Origin of the sequence: Paenibacillus yonginensis, from assembly GCF_001685395.1 — a bacterium.
Classification (GTDB): domain Bacteria; phylum Bacillota; class Bacilli; order Paenibacillales; family Paenibacillaceae; genus Fontibacillus; species Fontibacillus yonginensis.
The window spans coordinates 3,139,846-3,153,816 of record NZ_CP014167.1; the positions used below are offsets into that span (position 1 = coordinate 3,139,846).

General features: G+C 53.8%; 12 protein-coding genes. 5 read left to right on the forward strand and 7 right to left on the reverse strand.

Translation table 11 applies throughout. The features are described 5' to 3' along the window. Positions 1 to 4 precede the first annotated feature (4 nt). Both AWM70_RS14220 and AWM70_RS14225 read right to left on the reverse strand, forming a co-directional pair. Positions 5 to 685 (reverse strand): potassium channel family protein, encoded by a 681-nt coding sequence (locus AWM70_RS14220; RefSeq protein ID WP_068697438.1) that lies wholly within the window; start codon positions 683 to 685, stop codon positions 5 to 7. An 18-nt stretch (positions 686 to 703) separates the two neighbouring features. Then, entirely contained in the window at positions 704 to 2,032 is a 1,329-nt protein-coding gene (locus AWM70_RS14225; protein ID WP_335582134.1) for a TrkH family potassium uptake protein, read from the reverse strand. Positions 2,033 to 2,232: 200 nt separating this feature from the next. Here AWM70_RS14225 and AWM70_RS14230 point away from each other — a divergent pair, with 200 nt between their 5' ends. Next, entirely contained in the window at positions 2,233 to 3,867 is a 1,635-nt protein-coding gene (locus AWM70_RS14230) for a CPBP family intramembrane glutamic endopeptidase (RefSeq protein ID WP_237167722.1), read from the forward strand. A 5-nt stretch (positions 3,868 to 3,872) separates the two neighbouring features. On the opposite strand, the gene AWM70_RS14235 is transcribed toward AWM70_RS14230, so the two are convergent. Genes AWM70_RS14235 through AWM70_RS14245 form a run of 3 tightly spaced genes read right to left on the reverse strand, consistent with a single transcriptional unit; the run spans position 3,873 to position 7,229 of the window. Next, the gene (locus AWM70_RS14235) at positions 3,873 to 5,159 is read right to left on the reverse strand and encodes a hypothetical protein (RefSeq protein ID WP_068697445.1); all 1,287 of its coding nucleotides are present in this window, start codon (positions 5,157 to 5,159) and stop codon (positions 3,873 to 3,875) included. Then, a complete protein-coding gene (locus AWM70_RS14240) occupies positions 5,156 to 6,253 on the reverse strand; it encodes a DUF58 domain-containing protein (protein ID WP_068697447.1) in 1,098 nt (365 codons plus the stop codon). The genes AWM70_RS14235 and AWM70_RS14240 overlap by 4 nt, the downstream gene beginning before the upstream one ends. Position 6,254: 1 nt before the next feature. Further along, positions 6,255 to 7,229 carry an AAA family ATPase gene (locus AWM70_RS14245; protein WP_068697449.1) on the reverse strand — a complete coding sequence of 325 codons (975 nt, stop codon included), beginning with the start codon at positions 7,227 to 7,229 and terminating at the stop codon, positions 6,255 to 6,257. A gap of 251 nt (positions 7,230 to 7,480) precedes the next feature. Here AWM70_RS14245 and AWM70_RS14250 point away from each other — a divergent pair, with 251 nt between their 5' ends. The 4 genes from AWM70_RS14250 (at position 7,481) to AWM70_RS14265 (ending at position 11,208) form a co-directional block, all read left to right on the forward strand. After that, positions 7,481 to 9,175: a plastocyanin/azurin family copper-binding protein gene (locus tag AWM70_RS14250; protein ID WP_068697451.1), complete on the forward strand. Its 1,695-nt coding sequence runs from the start codon at positions 7,481 to 7,483 to the stop codon at positions 9,173 to 9,175. Between the two features lie 15 nt (positions 9,176 to 9,190). Then, a complete protein-coding gene (locus AWM70_RS22860) occupies positions 9,191 to 9,658 on the forward strand; it encodes a cupredoxin domain-containing protein (RefSeq protein WP_083180314.1) in 468 nt (155 codons plus the stop codon). A 174-nt stretch (positions 9,659 to 9,832) separates the two neighbouring features. Further along, positions 9,833 to 10,399: an RNA polymerase sigma factor gene (locus AWM70_RS14260; protein ID WP_068697454.1), complete on the forward strand. Its 567-nt coding sequence runs from the start codon at positions 9,833 to 9,835 to the stop codon at positions 10,397 to 10,399. A 2-nt stretch (positions 10,400 to 10,401) separates the two neighbouring features. After that, positions 10,402 to 11,208 (forward strand): anti-sigma factor, encoded by an 807-nt coding sequence (locus tag AWM70_RS14265; protein ID WP_068697456.1) that lies wholly within the window; start codon positions 10,402 to 10,404, stop codon positions 11,206 to 11,208. A gap of 25 nt (positions 11,209 to 11,233) precedes the next feature. On the opposite strand, the gene uvrC is transcribed toward AWM70_RS14265, so the two are convergent. Together uvrC and trxA are read right to left on the reverse strand one after the other, a co-directional pair. Beyond that, the gene (gene uvrC / locus AWM70_RS14270; protein WP_099093097.1) at positions 11,234 to 13,255 is read right to left on the reverse strand and encodes an excinuclease ABC subunit UvrC; all 2,022 of its coding nucleotides are present in this window, start codon (positions 13,253 to 13,255) and stop codon (positions 11,234 to 11,236) included. A gap of 209 nt (positions 13,256 to 13,464) precedes the next feature. Beyond that, positions 13,465 to 13,776, reverse strand: a complete 312-nt coding sequence (gene trxA, locus AWM70_RS14275; RefSeq protein ID WP_068697460.1) for a thioredoxin — start codon at positions 13,774 to 13,776, stop codon at positions 13,465 to 13,467. Between the last annotated feature and the right edge of the window lie 195 nt (positions 13,777 to 13,971).

Below are 13,971 nucleotides of genomic sequence, written 5' to 3' on the forward strand. Positions count from 1 at the left end.
ATTTTTATTGAGGCTCTTGTCCATATTCATCTATGGCCGTTTCAAAATCATGAATGCTGTTATTATTGCCTATAACCACCATTATATCATTCGTGTTCATCAAGTCCAACGACGTGGGGGCAATCAGGCACCCGCCGGGCTTCTGAACCGCAACGATACTGCAGCCGAAGCGGGAACGGGCATTCACTTCGCCGATCGTCTTCCCGTCCAGCGCTGCCGGCACCGTTAACTCCACGATACTGTAGTCTTTGGATAATTCAATGTAATCCAGCAAATTTGGCGTCACCAGCTGGTGGGCCACCCGAATGCCCATATCACGTTCCGGAAAAATAACGCGGTCCACGCCCAGCTTCTCCAAAGCCCTGCCGTGGAGCACGGAAATGGCTTTGGCGACAACCTGGCGGATACCCATTTCTTTGAGCAGGATCGCGGCGAGAATGCTCATCTGGATATCGTCTCCGATCGCCACGATGCCGCAGTCGAAATTACGGATACCCAGCGAACGCAGCATATCCTCGTCCGTCGCATCCGCCACCACCGCATAAGTAAGAAAGTTGCTCATTTCATCGACAACCTCTTCATTCCGGTCTACGCCGAGCACCTCATATCCTAAATCCATCAATTCAAGCGCAAGGCTTGAACCGAAACGGCCGAGGCCGATGACAACAAATTGCTGATTTTTCATAGTTGATCTTTCTTCTCCTTATCCGATAATCATTTGGCCTTCCGGATGCCGGTATAATTCCCGGCCTTTTTTTGGGCCAAGCGCATAAGCTAGAGTAAGCGGACCCAAACGCCCGATAAACATTGTAATACAAATGACGATTTTTCCGAAGACCGTCAGCTTTGTCGTTAACCCCATAGACAGCCCAACGGTGCTGAATGCCGAAGTCGTTTCAAACAAAATGCTCAGGAAGTCCGCTGATTCTGTCGTGGACAAAACCATGGCGATAAAAATCAGCAAAAACAAAGTAAGCAGGGTGATCGTAAGCGCCTTAACGATCCGTTCCTGCACAATCCGGTAGCGGAACATCACGATATCATCCCGCCCGCGGATCATGGAGAACATCGCTCCGATCAGAATCGCAAAGGTCGTCACTTTGATCCCGCCGCCTGTCGAACCTGGAGCTGCGCCGATAAACATCAGAATAATAATAAAGAACTGGGTCGCATGGCGCATAGAAGCGATATCTAAAGTGGCCACGCCCCCGGAACGAGGCGTTATCGACTGGAAGAACGAACTCCAGATTTTTCCTGCCCAGTTAAGCGGTTCGAGCGTATAGGGATTGGTGAACTCAAAGATAAAAATCACAATAGCCCCGATTGCGATTAAAGCGCCGGACATAGATAATACTACTTTGGAGTGCAGTGAAAGCCCGCGGTGCTTGCGGTAATCTACCAGGTCCGAGATGACAATAAATCCGATGCCTCCGGAAATAATAAGCACCATGCTGATCAGGTTGACGATCGGGTCGGATACATGCCGTGTCAAGCTCTGAAAGTTGCCAAGCAGGTCAAAGCCGGCGTTGTTAAACAACGAGATCGCATGAAAGACGCCATAATAAACCGCCTGACTAAACGGCATCTCCACAGCCCAGCGCAAGGTCAGAGCCAGAGCGGCCGTGCCTTCTATAACGACCGAATAAACCATCACCTTGCGGATCAGTCGCACGATGCCCTCCATTGTATTCTGATTCATGGCCTGCTGCAGCAGCAGCCGGTCCTTTAAAGAAATCCGCCGCTTCAGAACCAGCGAGAACAATGTAGCCATCGTCATAAAGCCGAGTCCGCCGACCTGGACCAGAGCCAGGATGACGACCTGACCAAACGGTGTAAAGAAGGTCCCGGTGTCCTTAACAGTAAGACCAGTTACGCACGTCGCGGAGGTAGCCGTAAACAAGGCGTCAATCCAGGAAAGCCGCCCGTCTTGTTTAATGGAAATGGGCAGCATCAACAAAAAAGTGCCTATTGCTATAATTAAAGCAAAACCCAGCACCAGGATCTGCGGCGGTGAAAATTTGCGTTTTTTCAAATCAGGCTTCTCCTTTACATCAAACTTCAATTAATTATTCAACAGAACTTAGGATAACCCTTATTCAGCTAAAATTCATATATATAAATTTACCCTTTTTGAACCCGAATACAACCTTACCCCTTTTTCCTGCAATCTGGCAAGCTTTGTAGTACATGTGTTATGTTACTGGAAGGAATATAAACAAAGGAGTTGGCTTTTTGAAACCAAAAGTATTATGGACGCTTGCTGTAATCGGACTGATTTTATTTGTATACGAGCAGCTGGTTCCTGCACTGAAGAGCGGTTCATCCGAGGGCGGCGGAACGATCAGCAAAACCCAGGCGATCCAGGCAGCAGCCGATTTTGCCGCCAATACGCTCCAATTCCCGGATATCCGGCAAGATGAGGCCGAGGCTACCTATGCTACATTTTCCGATGTATACGGGTATCTGTCCAAAGAAAATCTGCTGAACAAATACAACGACCAATACGGCAAAGCTTTCCCGGCGGAGCTGTTCCGCGTGAGGTTCAAACATCCCGACAGCCATCTGGATGCCCTATACGTCGATGTCAACATGAAAGACGGCAATGTAGTCGGATTTTATGGCGGCGAGCTGTGGAACCGGAGCGTCAGGGATGAGCTGCTGAAATCCGCTGACGGAACTGCCAAAGTAAAGTCGATGGAGGGAGAACTTACCCAGGAGGAGAAAGAACAGCTGGCCGCGCCTTTTGTGCTCGCGTTTGGCTTTAAGCCCGAACAGCTTCAGCCTGTTGATTCAGGCGGGGTTGGCCTCATTTATAATGTACAGGGCTATAAAATGGGCGAAGCCCAGGGACAGCTTATTTTCCACTTTGAGTACAACAGGGTTTCCTCCCTGGAGTCCCGTTTTACCGTTCCGGTCAGCCATACCGAATATGTGGATCAGCAGTCGAGACTCGCCACCTGGCTTACTTTTGCCGGTTATGCTTTCCTCAGCTTTATTCTCGGTATTTTGGCGATTGTCTACAGCGCCAGAACCCGGCCGTACGCTTCGTTCAAACGCGGCATTTTTCTGACGTTATTTTATCTGTTTATCAATGTAGCGAGCACCCTCAATATGCTGCCCGCCTTTGAAGCGGAAGGCGTCAGCGGAGCGGCGCTGGCCTTTGCCATGGCCTTTCAGCTGATGGCCACGCTGGTGATGACGGCTTCGATTTATTTCTCTTTGGTCGGAGGCGACGGCCTCTGGAGACAGAAGGGCCGCAATATGTGGCTCCGGTCCCGGGAAGCGGGCTATGGCAGCCACGTTCTCCACAGCGCATTAAACGGGTATGCCTGGGCGCTGATTCTGCTGGGCGTTCAGTCCCTGATCTACTTGGCTCTCGGATTGACCCTGCATACGTGGTCGACAACCGATGAAACGCAGTCTCCTTACAACATGGTTTATCCTTGGCTGTTCCCGCTGATGGCCTGGATGGCCGGCATCGGCGAAGAAGCCGTCTACCGGCTGTTTGGCATCCCGATGCTGAAGAAAATCGTCCGCAGCACCTTTGTGGCCAGCCTGATCACCACCTTGATCTGGGCGTTCGGCCATACGCTTTACCCGATTTATCCGGTTATCTCCAGACCGATCGAGCTGACCATTATCGGCCTGCTGTTCAGCTATATCTTCCTGCGGCACGGGTATATCGCGGTCATGTTCGCCCATGTCGTGTTCGACAGTCTGCTCATGGGCTTAAGCCTAATCACGATGGGCGGTGCCAGCAATGTGCTGATCGGCATCATCACCTTTGCTATGCCGGCTATCGTCGGTTACCTGATTTCGGTCTTCCGGCCTTCAAAACCCGGAAATACGAAGACGTTATTCGATTGATGCCGTTATTCCCGAGGATTGCCGCGTCTGTAACGGACGGCATTATACCGGCTGATGATGTTCTCCACCTCTTCGGCCGACAGTTCTGTCCAAGAGGAATCCGAGGTCATCGTGATCCCGTTCTCGGAAGGCGTACGGCTTGAACGGAAGGCATACCCTTTCCGGACTGCACGGCGAATCAGATTCTCATAAACCCGACGCGGGTCGTCCTCTCCCACATCGCCGGAGCTCTTCCACAAACGCCGAATGCCGCGAATCCCGCGGGAACCGTTGTGAAGCCGGTCAATCTTCTCCACTTCGTCTACGAAATCGGCTGCTTCAGGAGACACCTGACGAATCGATCTAAGCAGACCCAGCCGGTAAGCGAGGCCTCGAAGCAGCCGCCGGATTCGTTCCGGCAGCCATCTCCGGATCAGCCGGTATATTCCGTAGCCGAGCAGCACCGCAGCCACCAGTCCTGCTAAAGCGAGAACCACGTAGCCGGCTATCTGCAGCCACAAGGGATGTTTGACCGGCCCCTCGTCCATCCCGGGCAGATTCGGCATCTGGGCCGGCTCAGCCGGCATAGCAGGCGGTTCTGGAGGCGGCGCATCCGACTCCAGATAGGAGAACAGCGTGCGCAGTCCGTCACGCAGCAGCAGAAGAAGGCTGCCAAGCCCCTTCCAGCCCCCAAGCACAGCGATAAAAACGATGACCAGCCACGTCAAGGAACGGTTGGCGGCCAGAATGCGGCGAAACAGCGGAAGGTCCGTTTCCTGAGCGTGGGACGCATAATAGACCCGCTCCCCGTTCCAGCGGAGCAAAAGCATAAACAGCACAAGCATCGCTACGATATACAGCGAAGTCCGGTGCGGCTCGAGGACAGCAACCCGCCCAGCCGTAATGTACACGACCAGCGCTGCGGCCAGACCGATGAGCGGCAGACGAAGCGGCGCGAATGCCGGCCACTGCTTGCGGCCTGCAACCAGCCCGCGTACCGCTGCTGCAAGCAAAGCGGCCGCGGCCAGCACAGCCGGGAGCCGTAAGCCGATAACGGCTGCCGGCACCAGCAGCACCGCCGCTATCAACAGAGGGGTCCCCAGCCGCGAGCGGCCCAAGTCTCCGCGGGACCTGGCGGTGCCGAGCAGCACGCCCGCCGCATGGGCGATCCAAACAGCTAGCAGGAACATCAATGGAGGCAAGTGCAGGGCGAACGCTGTTAGCAGGACGATAAACGGATAAACCGATCCGGCTTCCAGCAGCGAGAAGCCAAGCGTTCTGCCCAACCCGCCGAAAGGCTTCAGCTGTTTCATACCACCGCCTCCTTATTCTCCGGCCAGCCGGCCAGGGTTACCCGGTGCCCCTGCTGTTCCAGCAGCCGGATCCCTTCCCGGACCGGTTCGGACAGATGGGCGGTAACCAGCAGATAATCAAGCGTGGTCTCGTGTTCCCTGCCTGCCTCCAGCCGCAAAAATTCGAAAAACGACATCCGGATCTTCATATCCGCCGCCGCCATCGCCTCCAGAATCCGGTCCAGCTGGGCCGAGCCGTATTCTGGTTCGAGTCTCAGCATGTCCTGGTGCTCCTGCTGGACAGAGGCATTATGGCCAAATCCGGCCGCCATACCCTGATGAAGCAGCAAGGCCGCGCACGTAGCCGCATAAGAAAAGGCTTCTTCCACGATCTCCGGCCGGGTCACCACATTCCACATACGCTCGGACTCTTCGATGTTAAGCAGGATCATCACTTGCGGATCAGCGGTAAAGCCGTTTTGATGAACCTGCAGTTCCCCGGAACGGGCGGTGGCCTTCCAGTGAATCCGGTTCATGGGATCCCCCGGGGCATAACCGCGAATTCCGGTAATCAGAAACGGATCTTGAACCATCCAGCGCCGGACGGCCAGCTCCCCCTGCCACGTCTTCCAGGAGGAAGGCAGTTCGTCTTCGCTGAGCAGGGCCGGATAAACGACCAGGCGTCTGTCTATCCTGATCTGGCGTGTCGGTGTGAACAAAGCAAACAAATCTCCGCCGGTCATCGTCGCCGAATCAATCCGGTAGATCCCCCGGCGGACACACTGAAGCTGATGCGTCCGCGTGATCCGGGTTCTGGGGCGGATCGTGAACAGGCTGGTGTGATTCTGATAAATATTCCCTTCGCTGATCGTCATCTCCCGGCTTCGTTTGAAGATCAGGGAAGAGGGCAGCATCGCTTCAAGACGCAGCCAGGGCACGGGCAGAAGCTTGCCGTTCTCGATGACCTCAACCATTTCAATCCGGTCGCCGGCATAACAAACCCCCGTGCTGAAATGCCGCTCATAGGTCAGCTTTCTTAACGCGCCTCTGCCCAGTACCAGGCCCTGCAGCACCAGCGTCAGACCGCAGGCTAACAGCAGCCACAGCAGCGCCATCTTATTTCACGCCGCTTTCCAGTGCCGCTTCGCTCGGCACCGCGACCCGTTCCATCGCTTCAAGCAGAATACGCCCGGCAGCATCCTGCGGAGCCCCGTAACGCTTCTTCAGCACAAGCCGGTGGGCACAGACCGGGATCAGCAGATGTTTGATATCGTCCGGCAGCACATATTCCCTGCCTTTCAGCGCCGCATAAGCCTGGCTGGCGCGGAGCAACGCCTGGGTGCCGCGCGGGCTGATGCCCAGCGCCGCTTCCGCATGGCTGCGGGTCGCCTCGGCGAGCGCTACAATATAACTCATCAAATCTTCGTTCACCTCAACCTGGGCACACAGGCGCTGGGCCTCCAGCACCTCTTCAGCCGACGTAACCGGCTCCGCCCGGTCCGCACCAAGGCCAGGCAAGGTGGCTGTCCGTTTCAAAATTTCCCGCGCCTCCGCTGAAGAAGGATAACCTAATTTCATCCGGATCATAAACCGGTCCATCTGGGCTTCCGGAAGCGGAAAAGTCCCCTGGTTGTCCACCGGATTCTGCGTGGCCAGCACCATAAACGGCCTGCCGAGCTCCATCGTTTCGCCGTCTATGCTGACCTGCCGCTCCTCCATGCATTCCAGCAGGCTGGACTGCGTCCGCGGGGTGGCCCGGTTGATCTCATCGGCCAGAATGACGCTGGAGAACAGCGGCCCCGGCCGGAATTGAAACTCACCTTCCTTTTGGTTGTAGAAATGAATCCCTGTCAAATCAGAAGGCAATAAATCGGGAGTAAACTGAATCCTTTGAAAGCTGAGCGCCAAAGAAGCAGCCAAACTTTTGGCCAGCATCGTTTTACCGGTTCCCGGCACGTCCTCAAGCAGCACATGACCGGATGCCAGAAGCGCCGTCAACAGAAGCTCGACTTCATTTTCTTTCCCTACAATCACCTTGCCGATATTCTCCTTCAGCTTGGCCGCCAGCTCGCGAACAGGTTCCACCTTCATGCCAAATCATCCTTCCGAAAACGATTGCCGCTTTGCAACCATCTTATTTTTATAGTCATAGAAGCGCTTGCAAAAATTCATAAGGGCTGTTTGCTTTATTTTATCACCCGGCCCTTCCTATTTCACTATCCACAGGAAAACAGACGGTCGTTTCAAAATTTTAAATTAATATTTTAAGGCTTTTTCAAACCGGAATTTGACCTGGAGCGTTTTCTCTTACATGAAAGCTAAAACAGGGGAGGTTCACAATCATGGGGACAATCAAAAAACTGCTGGCTGTGGCGGCGCTAGGGACCACGCTCATGCTGCCGGCTTTGTCTGCAGCTGCTGCTGACAGCACCACGGCCGCTGCCGCCGGGGCGGCGAACGTTCAGCCTGCAGGCGCTCATCTAATCACGGACGGCCAAACGGCAGCGCAGTTCAAGCTGCTGCTCGGCGATGGCCAAGGGGTCAATGCCGATTATTTGGCCAAAGACACAACAAGAATCCAGGCCGCAATCATTTCGCTGCGGCTGCAGGGCAAGCTGGCCCAGGCCGAAGCGTTCAAGGGAGGCGCCAACTTCGCTGACGCCAAAGTTGTGAACGCGGACAACCGCCGCATTCTCGCCTTTCTGCACGCCAATCCGCAATACGGCTGGATCGGCAAAACCGGTAACCGGTTTGATCCGCTGGCCAAGCTCAGCTCTCAGCAATTCTACAAAGTGCTGCTGGAAACGCTTGGCTTCAAAGCCGGCAACGATTTTAACTATACCGATACCGAAGCTTTCGCCGCAGGCCAAGGACTGAACCAGATTGCCGGCGTGCCCGCTTTAACCAACAGCCATTTGGCAACCGCACTGGTAGAAGCCTTGTCCGCGAACACCCGCTCCGGCCAAACGCTGTTCGAAGCGCTGCAGCAAAACGGCGTTATTGCAGCGACAGCCTCGCTGCCGGCCGGCGACCGCATCACGCTGCGCACCGATGCCAAGCTTGGCCGTTATCTGGCCGACGGCCAGGGACGCACTTTGTATTTCTTCTCGAACGATGCCGGAAATCTGGATGCCTGTCAGGGACAATGCCTGGCCACCTGGCCGTTTCTGGACTCGGATCAGCTGCAGATTCCTGCCGGGCTGAATCCGTCTGATTTCGCCTTAGTTACGCACGCAAGCGGCACCAAGCAATGGATGTATAAAGGCTGGCCGCTGTACCGCTTTGTTAAAGACAGCAAAGCCGGAGACGTACTGGGGGAAGGCGTGAACGGGATCTGGACCGCAGCCAAACCGGATTATCGCCTTATGCTTGGCGCCAACGCCCAGTTGGGCAAATACCTGACGGACAACGAAGGCCGTACTTTATATTATTTGACCCAGGATATGCCGCAAATGAGCGTGTGCGACGGTCCTTGCCTGGTGGCCTGGCCGGCGTTCGACGCTTCCGGAAGCCTGCCTTCTTTGCTTAATGCGCAAGATTTTGGCTCGATCACCCGCACTGACGGAAGCAAACAAGCGACCTTCAAGGGATACCCGCTTTATTACTTCATTAATGATAAGAAACACGGCGATACAACGGGACAAAATGTAGAGAACGTCTGGTTTGTAGTCAATCCGGACACCTTTACAGGCGGAAGCCCTGCTTCCTCCGGCATGAATTCGAATTCCAATGCCGGGGGCGCTTCGATGCCGACTCCGCCTTCCCAGCAGCCTGCACCGGGCCAAACGGCTAAAACCTATACAGTGAACATCAAGGATTTCTCCTTCGGTGCTCCTTTGACCGTCGAAGCCGGCTCCAAGATTACCTTTACCAATCTGGACGATATGGAGCACAGCGCCGTTGCCGATAACGGCAGCTTCGCTACGCCGCTGCTGGCCAGCGGTGAATCCTATACGATTACCCTTGATAAACCGGGGAGCTACAGCTATCACTGCCAGGTCCACCCTTCAATGACAGGGACGATTACCGTCCAATAAGGAGATGAATTCCGCGTGAAAAAGATAACCGCTATGACCGTTTTGGTTCCTGTCTTCACAGCATTGCTGGTTCTGTCTGCCTGCGGCAATTCAAACAGCGCCAATAACGCTGAAGAAGCGGGATCTGCGCCCGTCCCCTCAGCCTCTGCCCCGGCAGGAGCCTGGGACGCCGGCACCTCAGCATCCGAACCGGCCGCCGACTCAGCCGACTCGCCAAATGCAGCTGCCGGTACGGAACATAATGTCGACATCAGCAATTTCAGCTTCTCGATGGGAACGCTGGAAATCCATCCAGGCGATACGGTTACGTTCACCAATCATGACGATGTCGCCCATTCAGCCACGGCGGATGACAACTCCTTCGATACCGGGCTGCACGGTAAAGACGAGTCGAAGACCATTACCTTCGATAAGGAAGGCGAAATCAGCTACCACTGCTCAGCCCATCCGGGCATGCAGGCTACAATTATTGTCAAGGCTTAAGAAAACGATGCTTTGAGCAAGCTTGCGCATCGGTCATCGTATCTTTTCCATGGGCAAGAGGACCTCGGGTTCTCTTGCTTTTGCCTATCTTTTAGCCATCGCTTATGTCGGATTTTCTGGTACGATGATGGCAAGCTGTTTATCATTTTCTAAGCCGATTCTGGAGGCATCGACATGCACAACCTTTCCGATTACGAATTGATGCTGCTCGTCAAGGAGAAGCGGCAGGAAGCTTTATCTATTCTGTATGACCGTCATGCAGGCCTTGTTTATTCCTTTGCTGTTAGGTCTGTAAGAAATGAACAGGCCGCAAGAGACGTCGTCCAATCTGTTTTTATCCGTTTATGGACCACCGAATCCGGCTATAATCCCGAGAAAGGCCGGTTCACAAGCTGGCTGGTGACCATCACCCGAAATATAGCGACAGACTGGCTTCGCAAGGAGCGGCGAATCAACGAGGGAGTAACCTCCTTTGTTCCCGAACAGTTTGATCAAATTCCTGATGACGGGGTATCTCCGGAAGCAAGCGCAGAGCGGGAATCGCTCAAAAGGCAGATCCGCGCCGCTTATCGCTTCCTGTCCCGCCAGCAGATTGATTTGCTGGAGCATTTTTATTGGCAGGGCTATACCTTGAAGGAGCTTTCGCTCCATTACCGGGAACCGCTCGGAACGGTCAAGAACAGGCTGCACCAGACGCTCAAAGTTCTACGCCGACATTTGATTGTGGAAGGAGAAGGATAACCGTGAACAAGGAACACACACCATTATGCGATCTATGCTTGGATGTGGTTACGAATGAGTGTACGGAGGAAGAGCGGCTTGCTTTTGAACGTCATCTGCCAAGCTGTCCGGCTTGCCAAGCCGAAATGAAAGAATTGCGGGAAACATGGGAGGCGTTATCTGCAGATATGAAATGGATGAGCCCGCCGGAGGATTTGAAGGAGCAGGTGTTGAACGCTGCGTTTGCCGCAGACCTGCCGGAGCCTGGGCCTGTGCAGGAACAGGCTCCGGTGCCAATGTTCCATATCGCCGGAAGCGAGCAGGCCAGAAGGCGCGCCGTGCGAAGAAGCCGGTTTATGACCGCTGCCGCAGCCGTCATGCTGGTATTGTTTCTGGCCAGCGCAAGCTGGAACTACAAGATGTACAGCGAACAAGCCGCAGCTCCGATGCCGGTTGAGAAAGCTCTTAACGTATCCGCTTCGCAGATTAAAATGGCTGTTCCGCTGCATGCCCAATCTGCCGAATATTCCCAGGCTTACGGCTTCGCCTGCATCGTAGATAACGGGAACAGCAAGCAGTTTGTCGTCTATGTCTATGGAGCGCCGGAGACCGCTGCCAGTCAGGCTTATCAGGTTTGGCTGATCAAGGATGGCGTACGGACCAGCGCCGGTACGTTCCGGGTCCAGACGGAAGGAAACAACACCCGCCTGGGGGTGCTCTCCATGCCAATGAAATCGGCCAACCTCCAATTTGATGCTATCGGCATTACGTTAGAGCCGGATGATAAAGGCAGCCAGCCGCGCGGAGTAAAAATGTTCTCTTCGATCTAATTGTTCAATAAAGAAGAGCCGTTCCTCAGGACGGCTCTTCTTCATTTAAAGCTTCTATGATGCGAGCGGCAAGTTTATCGCCGATCGACAGCGGCCGGAAATCCTCGACGGAGGCCTCTTTGATTTTTTTGATGGAACCAAAATGCTTCAGCAGCAGCTTGCGCCGCTTCTCTCCGATGCCGGGGATTGAATCCAGCTTCGAAGTCACCATCGATTTGCCCCGCTGCTCACGGTGGAACGAAATCGCAAAGCGGTGCACCTCATCCTGAATCCGCTGCAGCAGGTAGAACTCCTGGCTGTCGCGCGGCAGTCGAACCGGTTCCGGCGGATCGCCAACCATAAGCTGGGCCGTTTTATGTTTGGCATCTTTGACAAGCCCGCAGACCGGGATAAACAACCCCAGCTCATTCTCCAGAACATCTACGGCAGCAGATATTTGCCCTTTGCCGCCATCGACGACAATTAAATCGGGCTGCTGCAAATTTTCCTTCAACACACGTTCATAACGGCGCCGGATGACCTCACGCATCGTTTCGTAATCATCCGGTCCCTGAACGGTTTTGACCTTATATTTGCGGTATTCCTTCCGGTCCGGTTTGCCGTCCGTAAACACCACCATTGCCGAAACCGGGTTGGCCCCCTGAATGTTGGAGTTATCAAAGGCCTCAATACGGTGAACCGAGTCCAATCCGATATATTGTCCCAGATTGTCCGCCGCTTTGGACGTCCGCTCTTCATCGCGGGCAATCAGACGGAATTTCTCGTCGAGCGCCACACGGGCGTTGTCCGTCGCCATCTTCACCATCTGCTTCTTCAGACCGCGCTGCGGCAGCAGCACTTTGACGCCGAGCCATTCCTGCAGGGAAGCCGCTCCGCCTGACGCCTCTACCCCGCCTTCCAGCACGGTATCGGCTTCTGTCTCTGCTTCAAGGTTTGCCGCAGATGTGGAATAAACAGCGGCATTCTCGGCGACCAGGCTCCCGGCCTCAGATTCTACCGGGGGTTTGTCAGCCTCCTCCTCTCCGCTTGGGCCAGGTTCGGCCGCCGCTTCCCTATGCGGTTCAGGCAGCAGAATTTCCTGAGGCAGAGCCGGATTATCGCTGTAATACTGCGTGACGTAAGACAGAAAATCGCCGTAAGCATCTCCGTAGAACGGGAAAATCGAGGCGTGGCGTTCAATCATTTTCCCCTGGCGCATGTACAGAATCTGTACACACATCCAGCCTTTGTCGACGGAAAAACCAAATACATCGCGGTCTCTCGCATCCGCCATCGTAATCTTCTGCTTCTCCATCAGCGCGTCAATGTTGATAATCTGGTCCCGCAGCTCCTTGGCCCGTTCAAAATTCAGCTCCTCTGCGGCTTCCTCCATCTTGCGCTGCAGCTCCTTCTTGATTTCTTCATGGCCGCCGCTGAGAAACCGGGTGATTTCCTGGGTAATGTCCTCATAAGTTCCTTTGCCTACCTCCTGCACACAAGGAGCCAAACATTGGCCCATATGGTAATAGAGGCAGACCTCCTTAGGCATGACGTTGCATTTGCGCAGCGGATACATCCGGTCGAGCAGCTTTTTGGTCTGCTGGGCGGCATAAGCATTCGGATAAGGGCCAAAGTATTTAGCTTTGTCCTTGACTACTCGCCGGGTCACCTCCAGCCGCGGATGCTGCTCGTTTGTGATTTTGATGTACGGAAACGTTTTATCGTCCTTCAGCAGCACATTATAGCGGGGCATATGGGTTTTGATCAGGTTGCACTCCAGAATGAGCGCCTCCATATTGCTGCCGGTTACAATATATTCAAAGTCCCGGATTTCCGAAACCAGCCGCTGCGTTTTGCCGTTGTGGCTGCCTGTAAAATAGGAGCGGACCCGGTTTTTCAACACTTTGGCTTTGCCGACGTAAATAATGGTGCCTTCCCGGTTCTTCATCAGATAACAGCCGGGAAGATCCGGGAGCAGGGCAAGCTTGTGCCGGATCGCCTCCAGCGCTTTCTCCTGGTCCTGTATATGTTCTATATGTGAATCCACGCAACGTTCTCCTCTCCGCATGGAATATCTGAAATCCCTAATCAAGATTAAGATAAGCTTAACCCCTATATTATAGCCGAACCTGCGTTCTCGCGAAAGAGAACGGCCAAGCATTCCCGGCTCAGCTGCCGTGCAAATTATCCCACCGCCAAATCTGCAGCAAACAAAAAACGCCTCCGGTTCGGGCCGGAGGCGTTCTGTGCAGCTAATCAATCCTGATAAGCTGGCGCTTATTGATGTTTGCTGATCATGTTTTTCAAAGCTTCTTTGGAGTTGACACCTACTACTTTATCCACCGGCTGGCCGTCTTTAAACAGGATCAAAGTAGGAATGCTCATTACGCCGAAACGGGACGCGGTTTCAGGGTTTTCATCCACGTTCACTTTCGCGATGGTAGCGTCAACTTCACCGGATAATTCGTCCAGAATCGGAGCGATCATTTTGCAAGGTCCACACCAAGGAGCCCAGAAATCAACCAGAACAGTACCTTGACCTTCTACTTCGTTTTTAAACGTTGAATCGGAAACATTTACGATTGCCATGTTATCTCCTCCTATAAAAGTATTGAGCTTTGCAAAGTTTGCCCCTTTAGGCGGTACTATCATTCATTACCCCCTTAAAAATGCAGGCAAAACCCAATCTCCAATGTTAAATTATATTGTGTCAAATATGATCACGGAGTCATTATAACATCTTTTTAGGAATTGGCAAATGGTAAGCGGCTTGTAAAAACATAT